Source organism: Streptomyces sp. NPDC033229 (assembly GCF_055576875.1).
Genome location: NZ_JBVIQR010000042.1, coordinates 16,843 through 43,615, shown reverse-complemented (window position 1 = coordinate 43,615; position 26,773 = coordinate 16,843). Strand labels below are relative to the sequence as shown.

The 26,773-nt window shown below is 69.7% G+C and carries 27 protein-coding genes and 1 pseudogene; 12 read left to right on the top strand and 16 right to left on the bottom strand.

What is annotated here, in order from left to right; all coding sequences use genetic code 11:
- Positions 1-14: 14 nt before the first annotated feature.
- Entirely contained in the window at positions 15-293 is a 279-nt protein-coding gene (locus ACZ53N_RS29365; protein ID WP_130878856.1) for a glutaredoxin family protein, read from the bottom strand.
- Positions 294-640: 347 nt separating this feature from the next.
- On the opposite strand from ACZ53N_RS29365, the gene ACZ53N_RS29360 reads away from it, so the two are divergent.
- The 6 genes from ACZ53N_RS29360 to ACZ53N_RS29335 all read left to right on the top strand — a co-directional run bounded on the left by ACZ53N_RS29360 (position 641) and on the right by ACZ53N_RS29335 (position 7,202).
- Entirely contained in the window at positions 641-1,408 is a 768-nt protein-coding gene (locus ACZ53N_RS29360; RefSeq protein WP_385970658.1) for a redox-sensing transcriptional repressor Rex, read from the top strand.
- Between the two features lie 64 nt (positions 1,409-1,472).
- Complete coding sequence (locus ACZ53N_RS29355; RefSeq protein ID WP_469143826.1) at positions 1,473-2,906, top strand: glutamyl-tRNA reductase; 1,434 nt, start codon at positions 1,473-1,475, stop codon at positions 2,904-2,906.
- A gap of 83 nt (positions 2,907-2,989) precedes the next feature.
- The gene (hemC, locus tag ACZ53N_RS29350; protein ID WP_469143840.1) at positions 2,990-3,979 is read left to right on the top strand and encodes a hydroxymethylbilane synthase; all 990 of its coding nucleotides are present in this window, start codon (positions 2,990-2,992) and stop codon (positions 3,977-3,979) included.
- Entirely contained in the window at positions 3,976-5,625 is a 1,650-nt protein-coding gene (locus ACZ53N_RS29345) for a bifunctional uroporphyrinogen-III C-methyltransferase/uroporphyrinogen-III synthase (protein ID WP_184740388.1), read from the top strand. Before hemC ends, ACZ53N_RS29345 begins: the two co-directional genes overlap by 4 nt.
- A complete protein-coding gene (hemB, locus tag ACZ53N_RS29340; protein ID WP_469143825.1) occupies positions 5,622-6,611 on the top strand; it encodes a porphobilinogen synthase in 990 nt (329 codons plus the stop codon). Before ACZ53N_RS29345 ends, hemB begins: the two co-directional genes overlap by 4 nt.
- A gap of 165 nt (positions 6,612-6,776) precedes the next feature.
- Positions 6,777-7,202, top strand: a complete 426-nt coding sequence (locus ACZ53N_RS29335; RefSeq protein ID WP_365378041.1) for an ATP-binding protein — start codon at positions 6,777-6,779, stop codon at positions 7,200-7,202.
- 66 nt (positions 7,203-7,268) lie between these two features.
- Here ACZ53N_RS29335 and argS read toward each other — a convergent pair whose 3' ends face one another.
- Positions 7,269-9,026: an arginine--tRNA ligase gene (gene argS / locus ACZ53N_RS29330; protein WP_469143824.1), complete on the bottom strand. Its 1,758-nt coding sequence runs from the start codon at positions 9,024-9,026 to the stop codon at positions 7,269-7,271.
- Between the two features lie 156 nt (positions 9,027-9,182).
- Here argS and lysS point away from each other — a divergent pair, with 156 nt between their 5' ends.
- Positions 9,183-10,931, top strand: a complete 1,749-nt coding sequence (lysS, locus tag ACZ53N_RS29325; RefSeq protein WP_469143823.1) for a lysine--tRNA ligase — start codon at positions 9,183-9,185, stop codon at positions 10,929-10,931.
- A gap of 86 nt (positions 10,932-11,017) precedes the next feature.
- Here the strand turns inward: lysS and ACZ53N_RS29320 are convergent, their stop codons facing one another.
- Both ACZ53N_RS29320 and ACZ53N_RS29315 read right to left on the bottom strand, forming a co-directional pair.
- Entirely contained in the window at positions 11,018-11,725 is a 708-nt protein-coding gene (locus tag ACZ53N_RS29320) for a hypothetical protein (protein WP_469143822.1), read from the bottom strand.
- A 129-nt stretch (positions 11,726-11,854) separates the two neighbouring features.
- The gene (locus ACZ53N_RS29315) at positions 11,855-12,733 is read right to left on the bottom strand and encodes a hypothetical protein (protein WP_469143821.1); all 879 of its coding nucleotides are present in this window, start codon (positions 12,731-12,733) and stop codon (positions 11,855-11,857) included.
- A 163-nt stretch (positions 12,734-12,896) separates the two neighbouring features.
- Here ACZ53N_RS29315 and ACZ53N_RS29310 point away from each other — a divergent pair, with 163 nt between their 5' ends.
- Positions 12,897-14,090: an RtcB family protein gene (locus ACZ53N_RS29310; RefSeq protein ID WP_469143820.1), complete on the top strand. Its 1,194-nt coding sequence runs from the start codon at positions 12,897-12,899 to the stop codon at positions 14,088-14,090.
- A 6-nt stretch (positions 14,091-14,096) separates the two neighbouring features.
- On the opposite strand, the gene ACZ53N_RS29305 is transcribed toward ACZ53N_RS29310, so the two are convergent.
- The 4 genes from ACZ53N_RS29305 to ACZ53N_RS29290 form a co-directional block, all read right to left on the bottom strand.
- Positions 14,097-14,891 carry a hypothetical protein gene (locus ACZ53N_RS29305; RefSeq protein WP_469143819.1) on the bottom strand — a complete coding sequence of 265 codons (795 nt, stop codon included), beginning with the start codon at positions 14,889-14,891 and terminating at the stop codon, positions 14,097-14,099.
- A gap of 105 nt (positions 14,892-14,996) precedes the next feature.
- On the bottom strand, positions 14,997-15,392 hold the full coding sequence (locus tag ACZ53N_RS29300; protein WP_469143818.1) for a VOC family protein: 396 nt from the start codon (positions 15,390-15,392) through the stop codon (positions 14,997-14,999).
- Positions 15,393-15,533: 141 nt separating this feature from the next.
- Positions 15,534-16,292 (bottom strand): SDR family oxidoreductase, encoded by a 759-nt coding sequence (locus ACZ53N_RS29295; protein ID WP_469143817.1) that lies wholly within the window; start codon positions 16,290-16,292, stop codon positions 15,534-15,536.
- 98 nt (positions 16,293-16,390) lie between these two features.
- A complete protein-coding gene (locus ACZ53N_RS29290; protein WP_469143816.1) occupies positions 16,391-16,744 on the bottom strand; it encodes a YnfA family protein in 354 nt (117 codons plus the stop codon).
- A gap of 471 nt (positions 16,745-17,215) precedes the next feature.
- On the opposite strand from ACZ53N_RS29290, the gene ACZ53N_RS29285 reads away from it, so the two are divergent.
- The 3 genes from ACZ53N_RS29285 (at position 17,216) to ACZ53N_RS29275 (ending at position 19,133) form a co-directional block, all read left to right on the top strand.
- A complete protein-coding gene (locus ACZ53N_RS29285; protein WP_469143815.1) occupies positions 17,216-17,599 on the top strand; it encodes an STAS domain-containing protein in 384 nt (127 codons plus the stop codon).
- 68 nt (positions 17,600-17,667) lie between these two features.
- The gene (locus ACZ53N_RS29280) at positions 17,668-18,399 is read left to right on the top strand and encodes an ANTAR domain-containing protein (RefSeq protein WP_469143814.1); all 732 of its coding nucleotides are present in this window, start codon (positions 17,668-17,670) and stop codon (positions 18,397-18,399) included.
- A gap of 5 nt (positions 18,400-18,404) precedes the next feature.
- A complete protein-coding gene (locus tag ACZ53N_RS29275) occupies positions 18,405-19,133 on the top strand; it encodes an ANTAR domain-containing protein (RefSeq protein ID WP_469143813.1) in 729 nt (242 codons plus the stop codon).
- Between the two features lie 25 nt (positions 19,134-19,158).
- On the opposite strand, the gene ACZ53N_RS29270 is transcribed toward ACZ53N_RS29275, so the two are convergent.
- Positions 19,159-19,716: a hypothetical protein gene (locus tag ACZ53N_RS29270; RefSeq protein ID WP_130879193.1), complete on the bottom strand. Its 558-nt coding sequence runs from the start codon at positions 19,714-19,716 to the stop codon at positions 19,159-19,161.
- A gap of 197 nt (positions 19,717-19,913) precedes the next feature.
- Between ACZ53N_RS29270 and ACZ53N_RS29265 the strand changes: the two genes are divergently transcribed.
- The gene (locus ACZ53N_RS29265) at positions 19,914-21,680 is read left to right on the top strand and encodes a recombinase family protein (protein ID WP_469143812.1); all 1,767 of its coding nucleotides are present in this window, start codon (positions 19,914-19,916) and stop codon (positions 21,678-21,680) included.
- 143 nt (positions 21,681-21,823) lie between these two features.
- Here the strand turns inward: ACZ53N_RS29265 and ACZ53N_RS29260 are convergent, their stop codons facing one another.
- From ACZ53N_RS29260 to ACZ53N_RS29230, 7 genes and pseudogenes are all read right to left on the bottom strand, one after another.
- Positions 21,824-22,162: a hypothetical protein gene (locus ACZ53N_RS29260; RefSeq protein WP_469143811.1), complete on the bottom strand. Its 339-nt coding sequence runs from the start codon at positions 22,160-22,162 to the stop codon at positions 21,824-21,826.
- Positions 22,163-22,331: 169 nt separating this feature from the next.
- Positions 22,332-22,493 (bottom strand): annotated as a pseudogene (locus tag ACZ53N_RS29255) (transposase); the annotation flags it as partial.
- Positions 22,494-22,547: 54 nt separating this feature from the next.
- Positions 22,548-23,123 (bottom strand): recombination directionality factor, encoded by a 576-nt coding sequence (locus ACZ53N_RS29250; RefSeq protein ID WP_469143839.1) that lies wholly within the window; start codon positions 23,121-23,123, stop codon positions 22,548-22,550.
- Between the two features lie 34 nt (positions 23,124-23,157).
- Complete coding sequence (locus ACZ53N_RS29245) at positions 23,158-24,540, bottom strand: replication initiator (protein ID WP_469143838.1); 1,383 nt, start codon at positions 24,538-24,540, stop codon at positions 23,158-23,160.
- Between the two features lie 296 nt (positions 24,541-24,836).
- Entirely contained in the window at positions 24,837-25,031 is a 195-nt protein-coding gene (locus ACZ53N_RS29240) for a hypothetical protein (RefSeq protein WP_469143810.1), read from the bottom strand.
- Entirely contained in the window at positions 25,028-26,332 is a 1,305-nt protein-coding gene (locus tag ACZ53N_RS29235) for an FtsK/SpoIIIE domain-containing protein (protein WP_469143809.1), read from the bottom strand. Before ACZ53N_RS29235 ends, ACZ53N_RS29240 begins: the two co-directional genes overlap by 4 nt.
- Positions 26,332-26,691 (bottom strand): SCO3933 family regulatory protein, encoded by a 360-nt coding sequence (locus ACZ53N_RS29230; RefSeq protein WP_469143808.1) that lies wholly within the window; start codon positions 26,689-26,691, stop codon positions 26,332-26,334. The genes ACZ53N_RS29235 and ACZ53N_RS29230 overlap by 1 nt, the downstream gene beginning before the upstream one ends.
- Positions 26,692-26,773: the final 82 nt, after the last annotated feature.

Genomic DNA, 26,773 nt, shown 5'->3' with positions numbered 1-26,773 from the left:
CGCGCGGGGCGGGGTCAGCCGCCGAGGGCCTTCCGCAGCCGCGCCGGGTTCACCCGCCAGAAGTCGTGCTGCGCGCCGTCGACGAGGATCACCGGGATCTGCTCCCAGTACTTGCGGTACAGCTCCTCGTCCTCGGTGATGTCCTTCTTCTCCCAGCGGGCGCCCAGCTCGCCGCAGATCTCGGCGATCACCGCCTCCGCGTCGTCGCACAGGTGGCAGCCGGGCTTGCCGATCAGCGTCACCGTGCTGTCGGCGGGGTTCTTGCGGGCGTTTCGGCGCAGCAGCGGGCTCATGCGGCCATTGTGCCTGGAAGGGCGCCCCGGCTCGACGGCTCATTTGGGTGCCTGAGTCGACTACCATCATGTGGCGATTTGTTGGTGTCCGGGGGTATGGCGATGAGGAGTGAGCGCCCGTGTCCCCGTCGACGCACCCCTGGTACGGGAGTGATCGGTGTGGCGGTCGCGATGGTGCGGGCAATGGTTCCCGGACCGGGCCGAAACACCGCGTGACGCCGGTCACTTTGCCCGGACAAAGCGGACACCATCTTTGTGCACGCGTTCACAAAGGCATAGCCTGCGTTCGACGGGGCGGTCCTGGGACAAGGCGCCGCCCGCAGCCCCGCTCTACCCGCAGGAGCACCGTGGCAACTGGCCGAACTCACCGACCGGCGACCCGAAGCCGAGGGATTCCCGAGGCCACCGTCGCCCGGCTTCCGCTGTACCTGCGTGCGCTGACCGCGCTCTCCGAGCGTTCGGTCCCCACGGTCTCCTCCGAGGAGCTCGCGACCGCGGCGGGGGTCAACTCCGCCAAGCTGCGCAAGGACTTCAGCTACCTCGGCTCGTACGGCACCCGCGGTGTCGGCTACGACGTCGAGTACCTCGTCTACCAGATCTCGCGGGAGCTCGGCCTCACCCAGGACTGGCCGGTCGTCATCGTCGGCATCGGAAACCTCGGCGCCGCCCTGGCCAACTACGGCGGCTTCGCCTCCCGCGGCTTCCGGGTCGCGGCGCTGATCGACGCCGACCCGGCCATGGCCGGCAAGCCGGTCGCCGGGCTGCCCGTGCGGCACACCGACGAACTCGAAGCGATCATCACGGACAACGGCGTCTCCATCGGCGTCATCGCCACCCCCGCGGGTGCCGCGCAGCAGGTCTGCGACCGGCTCGTCGCGGCCGGGGTCACCTCGATCCTCAACTTCGCGCCCACGGTCCTCTCCGTGCCCGAAGGCGTGGACGTCCGCAAGGTCGACCTCTCGATCGAGCTGCAGATCCTCGCCTTCCACGAGCAGCGCAAGGCCGGCGAGGACGCCGCGCAGACCGCCGCCGCCACGCCGCCCCGCGTGCCGCGCACGGCCGGCGGCGGCCGAAAGGGACCGGACGGGGATGTCCCCGCCGTGATGCCGGCATGAGCGAGCGAGCCAACGCACGGCGCGTCCGGGACGCAGGCCTGCCCGAGCGAAGCGAGGGTGGAGCATGAGCCTGCTCGTCGTCGGTCTGAGCCACCGCAGCGCGCCCGTCAGCGTGCTGGAGCGCGCCGCCCTCGCGGCGGACGCACAGGCCAAGCTGTTGCACGACACGCTGGCGGCGGAGCCCGCCACCGAGGCGACCGTGCTCGCCACGTGCAACCGCATCGAGCTCTACGCCGACGTGGACAAGTTCCACGCCGGTGTCGCCGAGCTGTCCACGCTGCTCGCCCTGCACACGGGCGTCGGCCTGGACGACCTGACCCCCCACCTCTACGTGCACTACGAGGACCGGGCCGTCCACCACCTCTTCTCGGTGGCCTGCGGGCTGGACTCGATGGTCGTCGGCGAAGGGCAGATCCTCGGCCAGATCAAGGACGCCCTCGCCCTCGGCCAGGAGCTGCACACCGCGGGCCGCCTGCTCAACGACCTCTTCCAGCAGGCCCTGCGCGTCGGCAAGCGCGCCCACAGCGAGACCGGCATCGACAAGGCCGGCCAGTCGCTGGTGACCTTCGGTCTGGAGCAGCTCGCCCGCGACACGCCCGTCGCCGACTGGGCCGCGGGCAAGCGCGCCCTCGTCATCGGCGCCGGCTCCATGTCCTCCCTCGCCGCCGCGACCCTCGCGCGCGCGGGCGTGGCCCACGTGGCCGTCGCCAACCGCACGGTCGAGCGGGCGCGGCGCCTCGCCGCGATCCTCACCGAGCCCGCGGGCCCCGCCGCCCGCGGCGGCTTCACGGCCTCCGCCGTGGAGATGAGTGCCGTGGCGGACGAGCTGTCCCGCGCGGACATCGTCGTCTCCTGCACCGGTGCGACGGGCCTGGTGCTGACGGCCGACGCCATACGCCTGGCCCTCGCCGCCCGCACGGACGCCGGCCACACGGGCGCGCTCTGCGCCGTCGACGAGACCTGCGAGAGCGGCCCGGACGCCCCGGCCGACGGCGTCGTCCTCGCGCTCCTCGACCTCGCGATGCCCCGTGACATCGACGGCGCCGCGCACCGGGTCGACGGCGTCCGCCTCGTCGACATCGAGTCGCTCGCCGAGGCCTCCGCCGACGCGCCCATGGCCGCCGATGTCGACCAGGTGCGGTCCATCGTCTCCGACGAGGTCGCCGCCTTCGGCGCCGCCCAGCGGGCCGCGCACATCACGCCCACCGTGGTCGCCCTGCGCACCATGGCCGCGGACGTCGTCGCGGGCGAGATCGCCCGGCTCGACGGCCGCCTGCCCGACCTCGACGACAAGCAGCGCGCGGAGATCACGCAGACCGTGCGGCGCGTCGTCGACAAGCTCCTGCACGCGCCCACCGTGCGGGTCAAGGAGCTGGCCTCGACCCCTGGTGGCGCCGGCTACGCCGACGCCCTGCGGGAACTCTTCGATCTCGACCCGCAGGCGGTCGCCGCCGTCAGCCGGGCCGACTCGCGCGACCCCGGACGGGAGCCGGCATGAACGACACCCCCTCCACGGCCGCCTGTGGCAAGGCCGCGGCCGGTGCGCACAGCACCGTCGGCGCGCCCGGCCCGCACGGCGCCGTGTCCGACCAGCGGCCGCTGCGCCTCGGTACCCGCCGCAGCAAGCTCGCCATGGCCCAGTCCGGCCAGGTGGCGGAAGCCGTCCACCAGCTCACCGGGCGACCGGTCGAGCTGGTCGAGATCACGACGTACGGCGATGTCTCGCGGGAGCATCTCGCGCAGATCGGCGGCACCGGAGTCTTCGTCTCCGCGCTGCGTGACGCGCTGCTCGCCCACGAGATCGACTTCGCCGTGCATTCCCTCAAGGACCTGCCGACCGCGCAGCCGGACGACCTCGTCCTGGCCGCGATCCCGGCCCGCGAGGACCCCCGGGACGTCCTGGTCGCCCGTGACGGGCTGACCCTCGAGACCCTCCCGGCGTCCTCCCGGAACGGGGTGGCACGGATCGGCACCGGATCGCCGCGCCGCATGGCGCAGCTCAACGCGTGGGCGCGGTCGCACGGACTCGAGATCGAGACCGTGCCGATCCGCGGCAACATCGACACCCGCGTCGGTTTTGTGACCGACGGCGAGCTGGACGCAGTCGTCCTCGCCGCCGCAGGTCTCACCCGCATCGGCCGGATCGGGGAGGCGACCCAGTTCCTGGACGCCGACGCGGTCCTGCCCGCCCCCGGTCAGGGGGCACTGGCCATCGAGTGCCTTGCGGTGCACCAGGTGCACGGCACGGCCCTCGCGGCACAGCTCGCCGAGCTCGACGACCCGTACACCCGGGTCGCCGTGACCGCCGAGCGTTCCCTGCTCGCCGCCCTGGAGGCCGGCTGCTCCGCACCTGTGGGTGCGCTGGCCGACCTGTTGGCCGACGGGCAGATTGTCACTGAAATGCGCCTGCGCGGCGTCGTCGGCTCGACCGACGGCTCGACGTTGGTGCAGCTGTCCACCACTGGTCCCGTACCGTCGTCCAGCGAAGAAGCCGTGGCCCTCGGGCGCGAACTCGCAGCCGAGATGCTCGACAAGGGTGCGGCCGGTCTTATGGGGGAGCGAGCACTTTGAACCCCACCGCCCCGATCCACCCCGTGCACGGGCACGTCACCTTCCTCGGTGCCGGCCCCGGAGACCCGGGACTGCTGACGCTGCGCGCCGTGGAGGCACTTGCGACCGCTGACGTCCTGATCGCCGATCCGCAGGTGCTCGACGTGGTGCGTGCGCATGCGCGCGCCCATGTGGACATGCCTGCCCAGACGGTTACTGATGAGGCATCAAAAACCGCCGACATCCCCGTCCTTAGGGACACCGCCAATCTTGTCATGACGGCCGCGCGCGGCGGCAAGCGGGTCGTCCGTGCCGTCCTCGGCGACCCCGGCCTCGACGGCAACGCCGCCGACGAGATGCTGGCCTGCGCGAACGAGGGCATCACCTTCGAGGTGGTGCCGGGCGTCGCCACGGCCGTCGGCGTGCCCGCCTACGCCGGTGTCCCGCTGCGCGACGGCAAGGGCGCCGACGTGCGGTTCCTCGACGCCCGCACCGCCTCGGACACCTGCTGGTCCGAGGTCGGCGCGAGCGAGGTGACCGCCGTCGTCTCCACCACCCTCGACTCGGTCGTCGCGGCCGCCGGTGAGCTGGTCTCCGCCGGGCGCAAGCCCGACACCCCGCTCACCGTCACCGTCGCCGGCACGACCACCCGCCAGCGCACCTGGACCGCGACCCTCGGATCCCTGGCGCAGGTGCTCAAGGCCGCCAAGGTGCTGCCGTCCCCGGACGGCGGGCAGCCGGTCATAGCCGTGGTCGGTGAGCGCAGCGCGGCCGCGCAGCGCGACCGGCTCTCGTGGTTCGAGTCCAAGCCGCTCTTCGGCTGGAACGTCCTCGTCCCGCGGACCAAGGAGCAGGCCGCCTCGCTCTCCGACCAGCTCCGTTCGTACGGCGCCGTGCCCAGCGAGGTCCCGACCATCGCGGTCGAGCCGCCGCGCACTCCGCAGCAGATGGAGCGCGCGGTCAAGGGCCTGGTCACCGGCCGCTACGAGTGGATCGCCTTCACCTCCGTCAACGCCGTGAAGGCGGTGCGCGAGAAGTTCGAGGAGTACGGGCTCGACGCGCGTGCCTTCGCCGGCATCAAGGTCGCGGCCGTCGGCGAGCAGACCGCCAAGTCGCTGATCGAGTTCGGTGTGAAGCCCGACCTCGTGCCCAGCGGCGAGCAGTCGGCCGCCGGTCTGCTGGAGGACTGGCCGCCCTACGACCCGGTCTTCGACCCGATCGACCGCGTCTTCCTGCCGCGCGCCGACATCGCCACCGAGACCCTGGTGGCCGGCCTGATCGAGCTGGGCTGGGAGGTCGACGACGTCACCGCCTACCGCACCGTCCGGGCCTCGCCGCCGCCGGCCGAGACCCGCGAGGCGATCAAGGGCGGCGGCTTCGACGCCGTGCTGTTCACCTCCTCCTCCACCGTGCGGAACTTGGTCGGCATCGCCGGCAAGCCGCACAATGTCACCGTCATCGCCTGCATCGGTCCCGCCACCGCGAAGACCGCGGAGGAGCACGGCCTGCGGGTGGACGTGCTGTCGCCCGAGCCCTCGGTGCACAAGCTGGCCGAGGCGCTCGCGGACTTCGGTGCGGCCCGGCGCGACGCGGCCCTGGAGGCCGGCGACCCGGTCACCCGCCCGAGCGAGCGGCGGCCCGGATCGCGTAGAAGGGCACGGAGTTGAGCACGTACGGAACCTTCCCCGGGGCGCGCCCCCGGCGGCTGCGGACCACCCCGGCCATGCGCCGCATGGTCGCGGAGACCCGGCTGCACCCGGCAGAGCTGATCCTTCCCGCCTTCGTGCGGGAGGGCATCGGCGAGCCGGTGCCGATCTCCGCCATGCCGGGCGTCGTCCAGCACACCCGCGACACCCTGCGGAAGGCGGCCGTCGAGGCACGTGAGGCCGGCGTCGCCGGCATCATGCTCTTCGGCGTGCCCGAGGACGCCAAGAAGGACGCGGCCGGTACCGCCGGCACCGACCCCGACGGCATCCTCCAGGTCGCCATCCGCGATGTGAAGGCCGAGGTCGGCGACGAGCTCGTCATCATGTCCGACCTGTGCCTCGACGAGTACACCGACCACGGCCACTGCGGGGTCCTCGACTCCGAGGGCCGTGTGGACAACGACGCGACGCTGGAGCGCTACGCCGAGATGGCGCAGGTCCAGGCCGACGCGGGCGTCCATGTGGTCGGCCCCAGCGGCATGATGGACGGCCAGGTCGGTGTCATCCGTGACGCGCTGGACCAGACCGGCCACGAGGACGTCTCGGTCCTCGCCTACACCGCGAAGTACGCCTCCGCGTTCTACGGCCCCTTCCGGGAGGCCGTCGGCTCCTCGCTCCAGGGCGACCGCAAGACGTACCAGCAGGACCCGGCCAACGTCCGTGAGTCGCTGCGCGAGCTGTCGCTCGACCTCGCCGAGGGCGCCGACATGGTCATGGTCAAGCCGGCCCTGCCCTATCTCGACATCCTCGCCAAGGTCGCCGAGTCGGTGGACGTCCCCGTCGCCGCCTACCAGATCAGCGGTGAGTACGCGATGGTCGAGGCCGCCGCGGCCAACGGCTGGATCGACCGCGACCGGGCCATCATGGAGTCGCTCACCGGCATCAAGCGGGCGGGCGCCAACATGATCCTCACGTACTGGGCCACCGAGGTCGCCCGGCAGCTGTAGCCCGGCTGCCGTTCGTACGCGAACACACCGAGGGCGGCGTCCCCCCAAGGGGGACGCCGCCCTCGTCGTTCCCGGTTTCGGGGGCGTTCACGCATTCCCGCCTGGAAACCGGGGCACTGCCTTCCTTACGGTGTGTAGCACATCGCTTACTGTCCGGAGGCGTGCATGAGTACCGATCCCGAACTCACCGACGACTGGGAGTACACGCTCCAGGTGCCCGCCGACCCCATGGCGCCCTGCATCGCCCGCCGTACGCTCCGCACGATCTTCGAGGAGCACGGCTTCCCGGAACTGGCCGACACCGCCGAACTGCTGACCTCGGAACTGGTCACCAACGCCTACCGCTACTCCGACGGCCCCGCGTCGGTGCGGGTCAAGCAGGACGGCGACCGGGTGCGGGTGGCCGTGTGGGACACCAACCCCCGGCTTCCCCGGCTGGATCTGGCGGCGCTGCCCGAGGTGGACGCCGAGCAGGGGCGGGGGCTGGGGCTCGTACGCATGTGCGCCGACAGCTGGGGCGGCTTCGAGCTGCGCGGCCAACCGCAGGGGCTGTCGGGCAAGTTGATCTGGTTCGAACTGGGAGCGGGGTAGGGCTCACTTCCGCGAATTCCCGTGACGTACGGGACGCCCGCGAAAGGGGCCCCGCCCCGCGCCCGACTACAGCTGCTCGGGCGTCCGGATGCCCAGGAGCGACATGCCCTGACGCAGGGTGCGGGCCGTCAGGTCGCAGAGGAAGAGACGGTTCTCGACCTGCTGCGGGGTCTCGGCCTTCACGACCGGGCACTGGTCGTAGAACGTCGTGAGGTGCGACGCCAGCTGGTACAGGTAACCGGCCAGCTTGTGCGGCTCGTACGAGGCCGTGACCTCGGCGAGGATCTCCCCGAACTGGTCCAGGTGCATGCCCAGCGCGCGCTCGGCCGGGGCCAGCGCCAGCTCCGGGTGGGCCACCGGCCGGGCCTCGCCCGCCTTGCGGAGGATCGACTGGATCCGCGCGAAGGCGTACTGGAGGTAGACGCTCGTGTCGCCGTTGAGCGACACCATCTGGTCCAGGTCGAACTTGTAGTCCCGGGAGACCGACGTCGACAGGTCCGCGTACTTCACCGCGCCGATACCGACCTGGGCACCCCGCTCGGCGATCTGCTCCTCGGTCAGGTCCCGGGCCTTCTCCCGGACGACCGCCGTCGCCCGGTCGATCGCCTCGTCGAGCAGGTCGACCAGCCGGACCGTCTCGCCCTCACGGGTCTTGAACGGCTTGCCGTCCTTGCCGAGTACCGTGCCGAAACCGAGCTGGACGGCCTTGGTGCCCTCGGTCAGCCAGCCGGCCCGGCGGGCGGTCTCGAAGACCATCTTGAAGTGCAGGGACTGCCGCGCGTCCACCACGTACAGCAGGGTGTCGGCCTGGAGGTTGCCCACCCGGTCGCGGATCGCGGACAGGTCCGTGGCCGCATAACCGAAGCCGCCGTCGGACTTCTGGACGATCAGCGGAGAGGGCTTGCCGTCCGGGCCCTTGACGTCGTCGAAGAAGACGCACAGCGCGCCGTTGGAACGGACGGCGACACCGGACTCCTCCAGCAGCCGGCAGGTCTCGGCGAGCATGTCGTTGTAACCGGACTCGCCGACGATGTCCTCGTCGCGGATCTCCACGTCGAGCTTGTCGAAGACCGAGTAGAAGTAGATCTTCGACTCGTCGACGAACCGCTGCCACAGCGCGAGGGTCTCCTCGTCACCGGCCTGGAGGTCGACCACCCGGCGCCGGGCACGGGCCTTGAACTCCTCGTCGGAGTCGAAGAGCGTCCGCGACGCCTTGTACAGCCGGTTGAGCGACGACATGGCCTCCTCACCGGAGACCTCGCCCCCCTTGTGGTCCAGCTCGTGCGGGTGCTCGATCAGGTACTGGATGAGCATGCCGAACTGGGTGCCCCAGTCGCCGATGTGGTGCCGACGCACGACCTTCTCGCCGGAGAACTCCAGGATCCGCACGACCGCGTCGCCGATCACCGAATTGCGCAGGTGGCCGACGTGCATCTCCTTGGCCACGTTCGGCTGGGCGTAGTCGATGACCGTGGTGCCCGGGTGCTCCGCGAACGGCACGCCGAGACGGTCGTCGGCGGCACGCTCGGCGAGCGTCCTCACGATCGCCTCGTCCGTGATCGTGATGTTCAGGAAGCCGGGGCCCGAGACCTCGACGTCCTTGATCAGCTCACCGGCCGGCAACTGCTCGACGACCTTCGCCGCGAGCTCCCGCGGGTTGCCCTTGAGCTTCTTGGCGAGCGCCAGCATCCCGTTGGCCTGGAAGTCGGCCCGGTCACTTCGTCGCAGCAGCGGGTCGGCGGCACCGGCCTCCGGCAGTGCTGCCGAAAGGGCGTCCGCGATGCGCCGGTCGAGCGAGGAAGCGAGGGAAGGAACCGATGCCATGGGGTGGGTGCCGTTCCGGTAGAGGGCATTTTCGATACGACCGAGTATCCCACGCGCCCCTCGCGGACCGGGATGGTATTTCGCCCGGCCGCGAGCAACCCCGAAGCGCCCCCTTCCGTCTGGGACAATGGTCATGCCAGGACCACAAGGAAGGAAGTGCCGCACGTGGCTCAGAGCACCGAGGCCGACTGGGTCTCCCGTTTCGCCGACGAGGTCATTGCCGAGGGTGAGCGCCGCGCCCCGGGCAAACCGATCGTCGTCGCTTCGGGCCTCAGCCCCTCCGGCCCGATCCACCTGGGCAACCTGCGTGAGGTCATGACGCCGCACCTCGTCGCGGACGAGATCCGCCGCCGCGGCCACGAGGTCCGGCACCTGATCTCCTGGGACGACTACGACCGTTACCGCAAGGTGCCGAACGGCGTCCCCGGTATCGACGACTCCTGGGCCGACCACATCGGCAAGCCCCTGACCTCGGTGCCCGCCCCGGCCGGCTCGGCGTACCCGAACTGGGCCGAGCACTTCAAGGCCGCCATGGTCGAGGCCCTGGCCGAGCTCGGCGTCGAATACGACCCGATCAGCCAGACCGAGCAGTACACCTCCGGTGTCTACCGCGAGCAGATCCTGCACGCGATGAAGCACCGCGGTGACATCGACGCCGTCCTCGACCAGTACCGGACGAAGAAGGACCCCGCCGCGGCCGCCAAGAAGCCGCAGCAGAAGCAGCAGAAGCCCCTCGACGAGGCCGAGCTGGAGGCCGCCGAGGGCTCCGGCGCGGCCGCCGAGGACGACGGTAGCGGCTCCGGCGCGGGCTACTTCCCGTACAAGCCGTACTGCGGCGCGTGCGAGAAGGACCTCACCACCGTCACCGCGTACGACGACGAGACCACCGAGCTCGCCTACACCTGCGTGTGCGGGCACTCCGAGACCGTGCTGCTCAGCGAGTTCAACCGCGGCAAGCTGGTCTGGAAGGTCGACTGGCCGATGCGCTGGGCCTACGAAGGCGTGATCTTCGAGCCCTCCGGCGTCGACCACTCCTCGCCCGGCTCCTCCTTCGTCGTCGGCGGCCAGATCGTCCGCAAGGTCTTCGGCGGCGAGCAGCCGATCGGCCCGATGTACGCCTTCGTCGGCATCAGCGGCATGGCCAAGATGTCCTCCTCCAAGGGCGGCGTCCCCACCCCGGGCGACGCGCTGAAGATCATGGAGGCCCCGCTGCTGCGCTGGCTGTACGCGCGCCGCAAGCCCAACCAGTCCTTCAAGATCGCCTTCGACCAGGAGATCCAGCGGCTCTACGACGAGTGGGACAAGCTGGAGGCCAAGGTCGCCGACGGCACCGCCCTGCCCGCCGACGCCGCCGCGCACGCCCGGGCCGCGCGCACGGCCGCCGGTGAGCTGCCGCGCACCCCGCGCCCGCTGCCGTACCGCACGCTCGCCTCGGTCGTCGACATCACCGGCGGCCACGACGAGCAGACCCTGCGGATCCTCAGCGACCTCGACCCCGCGAACCCGGTCACCTCGCTGGACGAGACCCGCCCCCGGCTCGACCGGGCCGAGCACTGGATCAACACCCAGGTCCCGGCCGAGTCCCGCACGATCGTCCGCGCCGAGCCCGACACCGAGACCCTCGCCGCCCTGGACGACCAGGCCCGCGAGTCGCTGCGGCTGCTGATCGCCGGGCTGGACGACCACTGGTCGCTCGACGGGCTGACCACGCTCGTCTACGGCGTGCCGAAGGTCCAGGCCGGCCTGGAGCCGGACGCCAAGCCCACGCCGGAGCTCAAGGTCGCGCAGCGCTCGTTCTTCGCGCTGCTCTACCAGCTGCTCGTGAGCCGTGACACCGGCCCGCGCCTGCCCACGCTGCTGCTCGCGGTGGGGGCGGACCGGGTGCGCAAGCTGCTCGGGGCGTAACCCCTACGACGGCCGAAGGGCCGCCGCCCGGTTTCCACCGGGCGGCGGCCCTTCGCCGTATGCGCCTGCCGCCTGCTTCGCGTGCGCTACTTCTTGTTCGCGTCGGCGACCGAGGTGACGGCCTCCTTGGTCGCGCCCTGCGCGTCCTTCGTCATGTCGCCCACGTCGGGCGACTTCGCGCCCTCGTAGCCGGCGCCGCTGTACTTCACGGTGACCACGACGTTGGCGGTCCGGGCGATGACGGTGACGTTCTTGAAGTCGTTGTCGTCCTTCTTGGAGTCCGAGGTGACCGTGGTCGCCTCGTCACCGATCCCGCCGGCCTTCTCGGTCTTCGCGTTCTTCGCGCCGTCGGACGTGGTCGCCTTGGTCGCCTGCTGCGCCAGGAACGCCTGGGCGCGCTTCTCGCCGGAGCCGAGCGTCGGGTCGGAGGCGAAGCGCTTGAGCGAGACCGTCAGGGAGCGGTACTGCAGATCCTTGACGTCCTCGTCGTCCAGACCGCTGTAGAAGCAACTGGCCGAGTCGTTGGTGTCGCTGGCGGGGAGGGCCTTGCCCTCCTTGGGGTCCGCCTTGGCCACCAGCTTCTCGATCGTCTTCGCCGGGACGGTCTTGCAGGCCTCGGGCAGCTTGGCGAACGCCGCGGGCTTGAGCGTGGGCGTCGCGTTCGCGGTCGGCGCCTTGCTGGGCGTCGTTTCCTTCTTGTCGTCGTCCGACGAGCAGCCGGTGGCGACGAGCATCACCGGTACTGCGGCGCAGGCGAGGATTCGGGCGAGTCGCGGGGCTGTTCGTCGGTGCATGGGTCCTTCGCTCGTTCGGTGTCGAGGGCTTCGAGTTGCTCGTGGGGCGGTGGTGCTCCGCCCGTGTCCAGACGGCACGGTACGCGGCCGACGCGGGGCGGCGGTCGAAATGGGGCGGTACTCGCCGTGCTAATTGCCGAAGTGCCCCGCGTCGATCTCACGGGCCAGGGCCTGGGCCCTGCCCTGCAGATCCGCGCTGCTGGGGATGTGCGCCTTGTCGGTCGACCACTGGTCGTACGTGATGGTCACCAGGACGTTGGAGGACCGGAAGACGACCTTGATGTCACGGTGCACACCGGTGCCGGTGGTGGCCAGCTCGTCGTCGACGAACGCGTCGTCACCGGGGTCGTCCAGGGCGCGCGGCGCGAGGTCGGTGTCGGTCCCCTTGCCGCCGGCACCGCCCGGGGCGGTGGAGCCGCCGGTGGCCGACGGGGTGGGCGACCCGGACGCGGGGGCACCCTGCTTCTTCGCGCCGGCCCCGCCCTGGGGCTTGGTGCCCGCCGACGCACCGGTGCTCGGGCTCGTGGCCGACGAGGGCGAGGCGGAGGCGGCGACCGGGATGTGCGCGGCCGTGGCCAGCCGCACGTACAGCTGCCGCGCCCGGTCCTCGTCGCTGAGGTCGGTCTGGTACGAGACGACCCGCTCGAAGTCGACCGTCAGATGCCGGGTCCCCTCGGGGGTCTCCAGCTTCCAGCGGCAGCCGACGCGGCGGTCGGTGTCGTAGGTGATGGTGGCCTGGCCGCGGTAGCGCCGCTCGGCCTCCTCCTCGCTCTCGTCCTCAGCGCCGGGCAGCATGCGCCGCAGCGTGGCGGGGCTGACGGAGCCGCAGGGCTCGGGGAGGCTGTGGTACTTCCCCGGCGCGCCGCCGGAGGCGGAGGCGCCGAGCTGACCGGGCTTGGAGTCATCGCCGCCGGCACCGGAAGCGGAATCCCCGCTGCACCCGGCGAGCGCCGTGGTGAGCACCGCCGCGGCCAGTGCGGCGGCTGGTGCGTACGCCCTTCGCTGCACTGTCCGTGGCTCCCTTCACCGGAAAACTGGTTGCCGCCACAAGGTGGCGGCCGGACACAATGTGTACCGCACGCGCCGCCGCGTCCGCCGGTTCCTTGTCGAGAATCAGGTGATACGTCCGGCTTTTGCGTTTACTGTGTTTTACGGGGGAATGAGGAGAATCATGTCGTACACCGAGGTGCCCGGCGCCCGGGTACCCATCCGCATGTGGGCCGACCCGGCCGCGGTCGAGGACGTCGCCATGCAGCAGCTGCGCAACGTCGCCACCCTGCCGTGGATCAAGGGCCTCGCGGTGATGCCGGACGTGCACTTCGGCAAGGGGGCGACGGTCGGCTCGGTGATCGCGATGCGGGGCGCGGTATGCCCGGCGGCGGTCGGCGTGGACATCGGCTGCGGGATGTCGGCGGTCAAGACGTCGCTGACGGCGAACGACCTGCCGGGGGACCTGTCGCGGCTGCGGTCGAAGATCGAGCAGGCGATTCCGGTGGGCCGGGGGATGCACGACTCCCCGGTGGACCCGGGGCGGCTGCACGGCTTCGCGACGGCGGGCTGGGACGACTTCTGGGGCCGGTTCGACGGCGTCGCGGACGCGGTCAAGTTCCGTCGGGAGCGGGCCATGAAGCAGATGGGAACGCTCGGATCCGGAAATCACTTCTGCGAACTTTGCATCGATAGCCAGGGATCTGTCTGGCTGATGCTGCACTCCGGCTCCCGGAACATCGGCAAGGAGCTGGCCGAGTACCACATCGGGCAGGCCCAGAAGCTCCCGCACAACCAGGGCCTGATCGACCGGGACCTCGCCGTCTTCGTCGCGGACACCCCGCAGATGGCGGCCTACCGGCACGACCTGTTCTGGGCGCAGGAGTACGCGAAGCACAACCGCGAGATCATGATGGGCCTCTTCCAGGACGTCGTCCGCAGGGAGTTCAAGAAGGCCAAGGTGACCTTCGAGCCCGTCATCTCCTGCCACCACAACTACGTGGCCGAGGAGCGCTACGAGGGCATGGACCTGCTCGTCACCCGCAAGGGCGCGATCCGCGCGGGCAGCGGCGAGTTCGGCATCATCCCGGGCTCCATGGGCACCGGCTCGTACATCGTGAAGGGCCTCGGCAACGCCGACTCCTTCAACTCCGCCTCGCACGGCGCAGGCCGCCGGATGAGCCGCAACGCCGCGAAGAAGCGCTTCTCCACGCGGGACCTGGAGGAGCAGACGCGGGGCGTGGAGTGCCGCAAGGACTCCGGCGTGGTGGACGAGATCCCGGCCGCCTACAAGCCGATCGAGCAGGTCATCGACCAGCAGCGGGACCTGGTCGCGGTCGTCGCCAAGCTCAAGCAGGTCATCTGCGTCAAGGGTTGAACCGGGTCAGTCGGGCAGGGGGGACTGGCCCTGAAGCAGGCGCCAACGGCGGACTTGGCAGGAGCTCCGCGACCTTCCGAGCTGCTCTGCCGCCCGGGCGAGAGCAGGAGCTTGTAGCAGGACTCGGTCCTCTGCCTGAGTCCAACTGCGTCGCGGCCGCAGTGGGCCCATGTGTGCCGGACGGACCCAGGCGCCCACCTCCGTCGCCGCTGAACGCTTACGCTCCAGTGCCAGGCTCCCGGGGTAGTACAGGTGCCCGGCGAGGGCCACCCCGCTCTCGCGCGCGTACATGATGTTGTAAACGCGGTCGCGGGCATTCCGCCCCGGCACTCGTGATATGCCGAGCGTCAGTTTCATGTAGCGGCAAAAGTACGTGGCGATCGCGGTGCTCGCTGTGGTGAGGCTGACGAAGGGCAGGCCGTGGGCCGTGAAGCCCACGGACCCGTCCGCGTCAACGACGCCCCGCAGGTAGTCCGGCTGCGAGAACGGAACGCGGGGCGGAGCGATGGTGGCGGACTTCTTTCCGTAGGGGAACCCAAGCTCGACGAGGCGGCTTCTTGCCTCCAGGGCACAGACGGTCCAGATCGCGGACCGGTGCTCCCCCGAGAAATTCGTTGCCCTCGTCCGCTCACTGATCGTGCTGCTATAGGGGCACAACCCTTGGAAGGCGCGGAGTATGTCGATGTCCCGGTAGCTGATCTCTACGCTCAGCTTGCCCCTTTGGCCGTGGCCTGCGTACATGTGCCCGTCGGCCTGCAGAAAGCCGAACATGTAGGCGTAGCGGGGATCTTCGAGGTCCATGAAGTCAATGGAGTGATCGTGTGGCGCGTCCACTGCCCCGCGGGCTGGAACGGTGGAGCGCCACTCGAACTGGCGAGCGCACGCCGTGACGGCGTGCGCCCCGCGTCAGGCGTCCTGCGGGTACCAGCGGAGTTCGACGGTGTTGCCGTCCGGGTCGAGGACGTAGAGGGACTCGCCGTCGCCGCGGGCGCCGAAGCGGGGGCCCGGGCCGTCGACGACCGTGAAGACGCCGGAGTCGACGACCTCCTGCCAGTCCAGGGGCTCGACGACGAGGCAGATGTGGTCGACGTTGGACTCGCCCCGGGGGCGCTCGAAGAGGTCGATGATGGTGCCCGGGGCGACGCGGACCGAGGGGAAGGAGACCTTGCCCGCGCGCCATTCGTCCACGCGGACCGGCTCCAGCCCGAGCGGGCCGAGGTAGAAGGCCAGGGACCGCTCGATGTCCGAGACGTTGAGCACCAGGTGGTCGAAGCCGATGACGCGCAAGATGAGGCCTTTCATGCTCGGTGAGCGGGCGACTGACGGCCGCCCGTACTCGGAACGGTATCCGGGAGTTGATCATGGGGTAAGTGCCGGACGGGCTTGATTTCGGCTGGGCTCAGCCGTCAGCCTGTCCGCGCCCGAGGATCCGCCGGACACACCCTAGAGCTCGCGGTGGACCTTGTAGTTGGACGCCTGGGCGCGCGGGCGGACGACCAGCAGATCGATGTTCACGTGGGACGGACGGCCGACGGCCCAGGCGATGGTCTCGGCGACGTCGTCGGCGGTCAGCGGCTCGGCGACGCCCGCGTAGACGGCGGCGGCCTTCTCCTCGTCGCCGCGGAAGCGGGTGACCGCGAACTCGTCGGTCCTGACCATGCCGGGGGCGACCTCGATGACGCGCACCGGCGCCCCGCACAGCTCCAGGCGCAGGGTCTCGGCGATGACGTGCGCGCCGTGCTTGGCCGCGACGTACCCCCCGCCGCCCTCGTAGGTGGCGAGCCCCGCGGTGGAGGAGAGGACGACGACGGTGCCGTCGCCGCTCCCGGTCAGCGCGGGCAGCAGGGCCTGGGTCATGTTGAGCGTGCCGAGGACGTTGACCTCGTACATCGTGCGCCAGTCGGCCGGGTCGGCGGTGGCGACGGTTTCGCTGCCGAGGGCGCCCCCGGCGTTGTTGACCAGCACCTCGACACAGCCGCCCACGGCGCGTGCGAAGGCGTCGACGGCCGCACGGTCGGTGACGTCGAGCGCGTGGGCGACCGCGTCATGGCCCGCCTCGGTCAGTTCGGCGGCGAGGGCCTCGATGCGGTCCGTGCGGCGGGCCGTGAGGAAGACGCGGTAGCCGGCGGCGGCCAGGTGCCGGGCGGTCGCGGCACCGATACCGCTGCTCGCTCCGGTGACGACTGCGGTACGCGTGCTCATGCTGGGCCTCCTGGGGCGCGGCGGGCGTGATCCATTCGCAGCCGCAGAATATGTCGGGGCTCCTGACGGCCGACTCCCACGGCCTGGTGGCCGCGCTCTCAGCGGCCCCGCGGCGCGTACATGATCACCGCTACCCCGGCCAGACAGACGAGCGCGCCCACCACGTCGTAGCGGTCCGGGCGGTAGCCGTCCAGGGCCATGCCCCAGGCGAGCGAACCCGCGACGAAGACACCGCCGTACGCGGCGAGGATCCGGCCGAAGTCCGCGTCGGGCTGGAGGGTGGCGACGAAGCCGTACGCGCCGAGGGCGAGGATCCCCGCGCCGATCCACGCCCAGCCGCGCCCCTGTCCCGCATCGCCGCCACCGCGTACGCCCTGCCAGACGAGCCAGGCGCCGCCGATCTCCAGGAGGGCGGCGAGGAGGAAGAGGGCGATGGAGCGGACGACGAGCATGAGCGCCAGGGTACGGGCCGGGGCAGGGCCGGGGGTGTCTGCCGGGAGCCGGCCGGTGCTCCACCCTCCCCTGGTAGGGGCACCGGCCGGTCCGTTCTCGACCGCGGAAACACCGGCAGGGCAGGAGGCGTCCGGCGTGACAGCGGGAGACGGCGGCCGGGGGCCTGGGCCACGTGCGTCACCCTAGGGCGTCGGTCGGCGCTGCGGAAGACGACCGGGTGCGGGTGGGTGAGGTCTCGGCCATGGACGGCCGCGCGCAGGGACAAAAACTCCCGATCCAAGCACCGATCGACGGGCCCGTGGGGTCGAACCTGGCGATTTTCATACGTTCGGGGGCTTGAACTCGCCCCGAGCCCTGAGTGAAGTCTGTGGGGCATACCTTCGCAGTAGCCACCCCGGACCCTGATGGCGACGGTGCGCGCGGGCCCGAGCCCGCGCCCCGTCCCATGCGGTCCGAGCCGGGGAGCAGACGTGACGCAGTGGCAGGGTGAAGCCCGCATTCGAGTGGTGGGCCGGTGGGGCGTGCTCGAGTTGACCGGTGAGGTCGACATCGCGGCCGTGCCGGAGACAGAGGCACTGCTCATGCGGCTGATGGCGCTGGGCAAACCCGTCGTCGTGGTCGATCTGCGCGCGGTCACCTTCTTCGACTGCGCCATCCTGGGCGTGCTCTACCGAGCCCGGGCCGGGCTGGTCGCGACGGGCGGCGGCTTCGAGGTGCTCTGCGTCCGGCCGTGGGCCCTGAAGATCATGCGCATGGCCGGTCTGCTGGACGTCTTCCGGCCCGTCGCCTCGCTGACGGATCTGGCCGATCTTGATGCCCTCGACGGCACCCGCCACGACAGCTCGAAGGCGTAGGGTGAAAGCGGCGGGCCGTCCACTCCGGGCGACGCGTGGCGGGTCGGCCGGGGAAGCGGGTGTCATCGGTGGCGACCAGCACGGGCATGGCCCGTCTGCTGCGCGACCTGTCCTCGAGATCGGGCCCAGGCTTGATCAGCGGGGACCCGCTGGAATGCGCCCGCGTTCTCGGCGTGGACGGGGTGGCGGTCTCCCTCGCCACCGGCGGCGCGCTGAGCGAGCTGGTGTGGGCCTCCCCGGGTGCCAGCGAGCGTCTCGAGGACGAGCAGTACACCCTCGGTGAGGGCCCGGGGGTGGACGCCGTGGGCTCGTGCTCGGTGGTCGTCGAGCCGGACCTGACGTTGGTCCGCCCGGACCGGTGGCCGGTGCTGCTGCCGACGCTGAACGGGCTCGGGGTGGACGCCCTCTTCTGTTTCCCGCTGCGCATCGGTGGCGTGTGCCTGGGCGCGCTGACCGCGCAGCGGTCCACCGTGGGCCCGCTGTCGGCGGCCGCGATGGACGACGCCCTGATCCTGGCCGGGGCACTGACCGCGGTGCTGCTGGACGGCGGGGACCGGATGGAACGGTTCGCCACGGCCGAGTCCACCTCCCATCTGCACCGGGCCGCGGTCCACCAGGCCAGCGGCATGATCAGCGTCCAGGCGGGGGTTTCCGTCGCCCAGGCCCTGGTGCTGCTGCGCGCCCACGCCTACCGCCATGAAATTCCGCTGCTGCAGGCCGCGGAGGACGTGGTTGCCCGTCGTCTGCGCTTCCGAGACATTGGTGACGGGCCGGACCCGTCTTTTCAGAAAAGGGGATGATGGCCATGGCTAGCCAGCAACGCACGCTGGAGATCCTGGTCGAGGCCGTCGATTCACTGATCGACGACTTCGATCTGATCGACTTCCTGCACCGGCTCACCAGTCGCTGTGTCGAACTGCTCGACGTCGACGCCGTCGGCGTGATGATCGTCGACCCCCATGGTGAGCTGCAGGTCATCGCCGCCTCGGACGAACACACCCGGCTGCTGGAACTGTTCGCCCTCCAGCACGAGCAGGGGCCCTGCGTGGAGTGCTACCACAGCGGAGTGGCGCAATTGAACATCGATCTGGAGTCCTCGCAGGTCACGGCGGCTTTCGGGCCCTTCGCCGCGCATGCCCGCCAGGCCGGCTTCCGCACGACGCACGCCATTCCCATGCGGCTGCGCCACCAGATCATCGGCGCGCTGAATCTCTTCCACTCCCGCACCGAGCCGATCACTGAGGCCGATACCCAGGTGGCTCAGGCACTGGCGGACGTGGCCACGATCGCCATCCTCCAGCAGCGCACGATCGAGCAGGGCAATGTCGACAAGGCGCAGCTGCAGACGGCGCTGCACAGCCGGGTGGTCATCGAACAGGCCAAGGGCGTGCTGGCCGAGCGCTGGCAGGTCGGGCTGGACGAGGCGTTCGAGAGCCTGCGGACCTATGCCCGCCCCCGTCGGCTGCGGATGGCGGATCTCGCCCAGCAGGTGGTGCAGGGCACCTTGGACACGGCGGAGCTCGCTCGGGGCTGACCGCGGCCGCCGCGCCGGGCGGGACTCAGGGCCAGACCAGGCAGTACGGCTGGTGGCCGGCCTCGTGCAGCCGGTGGGAGAAGTCCTGCCACTCGTGGAGCAACTGGTAGACCGTGAAGGCGTCGCGCGGGCCGCCGCGGTCGGGCACCGTGGACCAGATGAACGCGGCGGCGCCCACCGATTCCTCGCCGATTCCGCGCAGCGGGTCGACCACGGTCATGGGGAGCTTGACGACCGCGTAGTCGGGGTGGAGAACGACCAGCTCAAGCGGGGGGACCTTGTGCAGGGGTATGCCCTCGATGCCGGTGAGGACCATCGCGGCCACCGTCTCCGGCTTGATCTTGGTGAACATGCCGCCCATGCCGAGCTCGTCACCGCCGAGCTCCTCCGGGCGCATCGAGATCGGCACGCGGGCAGCGGTCGCCCCGTTCGGTGCCCCGAAGTATTTGTAGGTCACCCCCACGCGGCCACTCCTGCTCCCAGCGCTTTCTTCCTCGCGCCGGTGGCGCCCTCTGTGGGCCCTCTGCGCTCGCTCGGGGCCCAGGTCATCAGTGCCCTCACCCAGTCCGCCACCGCGATGCATATCTTCCACCCGACTGCTTTTTAGGTGGCACAGCCCCCGCCGCGCAACCCGATCATCGTCTCAGAGACCTCCCCCGTGGACGGCGGACGAAACGCCCGGACGCGACTGCCCGCGAGGCTCTGAGACCATGGCTAGCGTGAGCTACCCATATGAAGCCCCAGCTTCATAACCTTGGGGTAGTTCGGTAGTCTCCCGGTGTGACCCAAATCTCAGAAGCTGGGCACCCGGAGCACGTTGCTGCCGTGCTCCGGGTAGCAGCAGGGTATACCCGCCAGTCAAAGAAGAAGGCCGACAAGTCAGAAGCCAGCCCTAAAACGCAGGACGACGCCACCGCCAGGAAGGCTCGTGAGCGCGGCTGTCAGTTCCTTGGGCATTACAGGGACATCGGGGTCTCAGGCTACAGCCCGAACGCGAAGCGCAAGAACTTCGAGCGGCTATTGAACGATTGCCGTGACGGGAAAGTTCAAGAGATCATCGTCTTCAACATCACTCGATTCTCGCGCAGGGAACCCAAGGACGCAATTCCCGTCGTCCTTGAGTTGTTCTCGTACGGTGTCACCATCACGTCAGTCTCTGAGGGATCCTTCTCGCCTGACAATACGATGGAGTTCATCATGCTGGTTATGCGGCTGGAGGCGGCATACCAGAGCAGTAAGGAAAGGAGCGAAACAATCACCGGCGCCAAGCGTAATGCCAAGCAATTCGGCGGTTGGGTCGGCGGAGTCTTGCCGTATGGAATGGAGAGCTATTCCCGCCCCGAGACGCGGATGCTGGACGGCAAGCCTGTCACCATCACCATTCGCCTGTTGCGTCCTGTGCCGAGGTTGCCGGACGGGTCGGATCAGAGCAGCGTAATCCTCCGCATGGTGGACCGGATCTTCGAGTTCAAGAGCAAACCATGGCGCGGGAAGCAAAATGCCCACCCGGCCTCAGTAAGTGCCATAACTACGTGGCTCAACGAGAACGAGATTCCGAGTCAGAACGGCGGACGGTGGCGTACTCCGACGGTCAAGCGTGTTCTCAGCGATCCTCGGTTGGCAGGATTCGCCGCCGATCCGGTTTACCGAAAGGACAAGGACGGGTACCCCACCGCAACGCTGGCCGGGTACAAGATCCTCCGAGATCCGGAAACAGGTGAGCCAATCACTGTCGGGGAAGCCCTTATCCCGCCTCCCCGATGGTTCGAGCTGCAAGAATGGCTGGACGGGCGAAGCCGCGAGTCGGTGCCTATGCGTGGCGTGCACCTATTGACAGCAATGGGCAAACTCAAGTGCGAGTGTGCCCGCCCAATGACGGGATCGCCCGGAATCTATAAGTGCTCCCGCCCATCTGGTGTGGTGGAACCCGACCAGCACGTCGGCGGAAACACCATCAATGAGAAAGAGGTGGACGAGCACGTCGCCCGGAAAATCATGGCCGTCCTCGTCGCCGCGGAAGACGATCCGGGGACCCTTGACATCCTGGCGGAAGCTACGCGGAGGTTCGCAAAACACAACGAGGTCCCTGAGATGCGAAGCGAGCGCGCCGCACTTCTGGGGGAGCGCGTGGAGACCAAGAACAGTATCGGGCGACTGTATGACGACTTGAACTTGGGCATCTACGAGGGGGCGATCGGCCGGGCCCGGTTCCTACAGGACAAGGAAGTACTCGAAGAACGGCTGGCCAGCATTGAGCGTCGAATCGGCGAGGTGGGCGGCCTGGAACTGCCCGTGCTGCCTATCGCGGAGTGGACGTACACCGAAGCACCCGACGGCGACCCGCTGGGCGAGGGGTCCTGGTGGGAGAAGGCAGATGTCGCCGACCGGCGCATGCTGGTGAGTCTCTTCGTGGACGAGATCCGCGTGAAGAAGGCGGCCGGCAGGGGCGGGAGTAATCGCGTGTGCCAGGTTGAGAAGCGTGTCTCGGTGCGGATGGCTCAAGCGCAGCGCGACGAAGCAGAGTTGGACGTCGTGCAAGCCGCTTAGAGATGGGGCGGTCCCGGCCTGGAGTATGGCTGGGACCGCCCGGCGTCGAGTGGTGGGCTAGGGATCGCTTGGATGTGTCCTAGGGCGTGTCCGATGGGTTGAGTGACAGGACCCGTCGGACACGCCCTAGGCACGAGATGATCTCAGAAGTCTTTCCAGGCGCCGCATCTCGACAGTTTGGATCCGTTCCATTCGCAGATCCGGGCCCGCTTGACGTTGGAGGAGAACGTCGCCCCCGTAATCTCGTGGTCTAGGGTGGCGACGCGGGGGGAACCGTAGTCATATGTCCTGACGTCGAGTGCTGCTCCGATCCCGTCCCAGCTCTGGTCCCAGATCGTTGCGTAGGCTCCGTCGACGTAGCCCCAGTCACAGTCGGTACCGTCGCAGCTCGACCAGCGGGTCGAGGCGGTGGCGGAACCGGAGGTCAGGAACATGGTCGCCGCGAGGGCAGGTAATACCGTCGCCGCTATTCGTTTGATCACGCAATCCTCCCCTGGTTGCTTACAGGCGAGGACCTTAACCTTCGAGTCCAAGCGAACGGGCCACCCGAACCAGACAATTATCCGGCACGCACGCGGGGGCCCTGTGCCGCGCGGTCGTCACCCCGTTGCCGGTTGGTGCCGGGGCCGTCGTGTGTCCATCGCAGATCACCCGTGCCGGCAGGTCACGCCACGGAACACCGGTCCGTTGCCGGAAGAGGATGCCATTGATCATCCTGCGATGGCTCTTCCAACGACCGCCACGCCCCACGTTCTTCGGCAAGTGCGGCTCAAGCCGAGCCCACGCCCGATCCGACAGATCACCCCGCCCCACACCAGCCGGAACGATGCGACTGCCGACCCGGTCACCCGACCCGTCGGACAGGACCTAGCCAACCGCATTGAGTAACTTGATCACCGGCTTCCGGTAGGTCACGGAAACTCCGCTCACTGTCGTCAACTCCACTCGTTCTAGACCTAGTTCAAGCAGCGCCCCATTACCGGCACCGTCAAGGGCGCGTTTATCCCCTTGGATGGTTTCCGCAAGCTTCCAGCTCATCGAGTGGAATCGGAACAGGCCAAGGTCTGGGGCATCGGCTAGCCGGAAGGTAAGAACGGTATTCGGCTGCGGCCCTTGGAAAACCTTTGCGGCGGCCTTTCGCTCGGTCATGGAGCGAGGGCACCCGCACGGCTTGCCCCGGTCCTCCTCTGGCCCTAGAAACCCCAGTCCGTCGCAGTGATGCACGAGCCGAGACCGGTTCCACAGCCTCATGTCTGTCACCAAGGCACCCGGTCTGGCAACAACTTGAACCTTTTCCGCGTGGGTCAGGACTTCTAGACGGCCCTCATCGCCAGGTGCCGATACCTCGGGACGACCTCCCAGAAGCTGAGCGACTGCCTTCGCTACTTTTGGGTCATGGGTAGATACACACCAATGAGGTAGTGACTCAGGCCTATGGTTCATGACCCGGCCGGATCGAAACCAACCCACCAAGCTTTCAGGCATCCGGCCACGCCTGTTCTTCACGGGCGAGCTGCCGGTTCATGGCGAGGTCCTCAGCGATTCCAGCAGCGATCAGGGCCGCGCCGGGGCTGTGGCCGGAGCCGACACAGCGCCACCGGGAGTCGGTGACTACTTCGGGATCGTCTGGTGCGCCGGTCGCGGTTCGCTGCTGGTGCTCGGCGCGGTGTGACCGCAGGGCGGCGTAAGACGTGGAGTAGAGGCGGGATTTGGTGAGGATGTGACCCCGGTATCCGAGAGTGTGGGCCCAGGCCCGTAGCCGGAGGGACTCGTACTCAGGCAAGCCGCCCAGGCGCCAGCAGGCGCGCATCATGGCCCGGGTGTGTGGGGCAACCGCCGCGGCATCTATGTCGTCCCAGGTCAGGAGCCGGTAGTCAGTGCCGGCCGCCGTGTCGCTGGCACCTTTGGTGACGTACTTCGCGACGTAGGCAGCGACGGCGTCGTCGGCCAGGCCGTCGGTGTCGCCGAAGGCACGGAGTGGCCTGGCGTCGAGCTGTGCACCCCAGCGGAGTTCGAGTTCCCCGACGGCCGGGCTGTACGGGCTCCGCACGAGTACCGACCGCGCCGCCGTGCGAACCGCGCGGGTCAGCAGTTCGGGGGTTGCCCAGGCCGGGGGCGGGGTGTGGGGCCCGTCGGGGCCGTCGAGGCGGATGACGGCGTGGACGTGGACGGCAGCCCGCTTCTGGTACTCGGCGACCTTGGCGAAGGAGAGCCGGGCATGCTCCCGGAATCGGGTCTGCGCCAGGCCGACGACCGAGGCCAAGGTGCGGCGGGTGGCGCGGGTGAAGCGGTCCCACAGTTCCCCGGCGTGGGCGTGCCACAGGACGTGCGCCGGGTAGTCGTAGCACCCCGGACACAGGGGCTGGCCGACGACCGCTTCGGCGGGGTCGTGGACGGCTGCGCAGCTCACCGGCCGTCCATGCTCGCAGCTCCCTGCGTTGCGGCGGGGGCGGCAGCGTTCGCCGTCGGTCGTGGTGCGGTGGACGGGGCCGAAGGACGGGGCGGTGAGGGTGAGGAAGAGCCGGGGCTGCTCCCGCACCTGGGCGGGGATGCTCTTGCCGCCGGTGAGTCCGGTGCGGACGAGGTGGAAGGTGTCTCCGGCGTGGAGGCGGGAGCACGGGGCGCAGACCGACGCGCGGCGGTTGCGGCAGCGGACCGAGAGCCGTTCCCCGGGTTCGTTGTGGGTGTCGTAGTGGTGCAGCACTTCACCTGTGGCGGTGTCGCGGGTGGTGGTGGAGCCGGAGAGGTGGATGGGGTGGGTGCAGCCGCCGGTGGCGGTGATCTGTTCGATGAAGCGGGGGAACTGCGGGTCCTGGGCGAGGCGGATGACGTCCTGGTCGGCTTCGGAGAGCTGACGCAGGCGTGCCGCGCGGTCGAGGGCGGCGCGCCTGTCAGCCGGGGTGATCGTGGGGATGGTGGGGACCTCCCGGGGTGGGCCGCCGAAGCGGCACGGATGGTGGGTGGTGGACCGGTGTCGTCCATAGCGATCACTCCCTCACGAGCGGGGTGGGGTTGGGTTGGGTTAGCGGATGGTGCCGGTTCCGCGGCAGCAGCGGCAGCGGTGCCAGCGGCCGGACCGGGTCTTCCTGGTGCGTCGTTCGCCCTTGCAGATCGGGCAGCGGACTCGGCGCATGGGCATGGCGGGGCCTCCGGTGCCTAGCTGTTGGGGAAGAGGGAGAGGAACCAGGCCACGACGCCATGGATGGTGAAGAGGACGGGGGTCTGTCCGATGTAGACGCCGAACAGGCCGATCAGCACCGCTTGCCACCACCGCACGTCGCGGGAGCGGACCAGGAGGACGGTGATGATCCCGAAGACCAGCACGAGCGGGAATGCCGCGTTCTCCGTCATGCGCCGGCCTCCTTGGTGAGGGTGCCCAGGCCGCGGGTGACGCTGGGGAGTTCGGGGGTCAGGTGCGCGTACCGTGCGGCGGCATCCCGGGCTTCCGTGGTGAAGGTCAGGTGCGAGCGGGCCCGCACCCATCCACCGTCGGGCCCGGTGCAGACGGCGACGCCCTTCTCTGCCTCCGTGATGGACAGAGCCACCGCCACCGCGTCCTTGTTGAGATCACCGAGCGCCATTTCCGCCGTGCCCGAGTCGTGCACCCGGTGACAGACCCGTCCGCCGAGCTGCGCCCGTAGCGCGGTGACACCGGGGCCGAGGTCGGAGCCGACGCGTTGCCCGGCGATGACCAGGTGCAACCCCAGGGCGCCGCCGAGCTGCGCGAGGCGCAGGAGGTAGGTGGAGCACTGCTCGGCCTCCGCCTTCGCAGCCCGGGTCCCGTCCGTGAGGTACAGCTCGGCCAGTTCGTCGACGATCACCACGACGGGAACCGGGCGGAGCTTCTCCGGCAGCTCCCAGATCGACCGCGCCCCGGCGTCCCGGCAGGTGCGCATGCGGTCCTGCATGTCGGCAACGAGGGCGCCGAGGGTGGCGATGGCTTCGGGGCGGGTGGTGGCCAGGGCGGAGAAGCGCCGGGCGAACAGCCCGAGTTCCATGCCGCCCTTGCAGTCGATCCCGACCAGCGCCACCGGCTGACGGGCGAGTTCCTTCACCAGGCGGGCGAGGAGCGCGGACTTCCCGGACCGGGTGGCGCCGACGATCAGCCAGTGCGGCACCTGCCGCAGGTTCATCACCCACGCCCCGCCGCTTTCCAGAATCCCGATCACGGCGGAGAGCAGTTCGACCGGTGCGATCGCGATGCCGGGGCGTTCCAGCGGGTCGGTGATGGTGGCGGTCAGCCGGACCAGGCCGCGTTGGGGAGAGGTGACCCGTACGGCGTGGACCCTCCAGGCGTGGGAGAGGGCGTCGGCCGCTTGGATGACCGGGGCGGGTGTCTGGCCGGGGTGCAGGCGCACGACCAGGGTTAACCCCGTGCGCGTCGCTCTGGGGAAGGAAATCCGCGGTGCGACGGGCCGCAGCGCTTGGCCCTTGACGACTAGGTCGCCGACGAGGCCGCGTGCCGGGCGTCGCGAGACCGACAGGTCATGCAGGTGCGCGACCTTCCGCCACGTGGTCAGCACCCGGACGGCCACGACGGGGTAGCCGGTCAGGTACCAGAACCACACCGGGTTCCGGTCCTTCAGCCGGGCACCGGCAACGAGCACCCAGGCCAGGGCCGCGAGGAGGAACGCGAACGTGGTCGGTTCCATCAGGCACCGCCCGTCTTGCCCGCCGGAGCAGTCGCCGGTGCGGTGGTCGGGACGGGGGTGATGGCGGCGGCGCGGAAGCTGATTCCGTGCCGGTCGCCCATGGCCCAGGAGAACGCCTCCAGGCCCGTCACCCGCACTTCCGCGCCTTCCACGACGCCCTTCGGTTCGCCGGTCACGGAGATCTCGATCACCGAGACCCGCCGGCCGTCCTGCCGGACCATGACGGCAACGGTGTAGATCGTGTTGCCGTCCCGGTCCCTCTTCACCTCCTTGGTCTCGAAGCCGGACATCTTCGGTTCCGGCGCGACGGCGCACCGCAGTACGCCGAGCCGGGTTGTGCCCACAGGAATGGACTGCATGGGGTGCGGGCCTCCCTTGGCCTCAGACGCCAACCAACCGGCTGACGTCACTCGTCCTTACGAGTTGAGACTATGAGGCCCT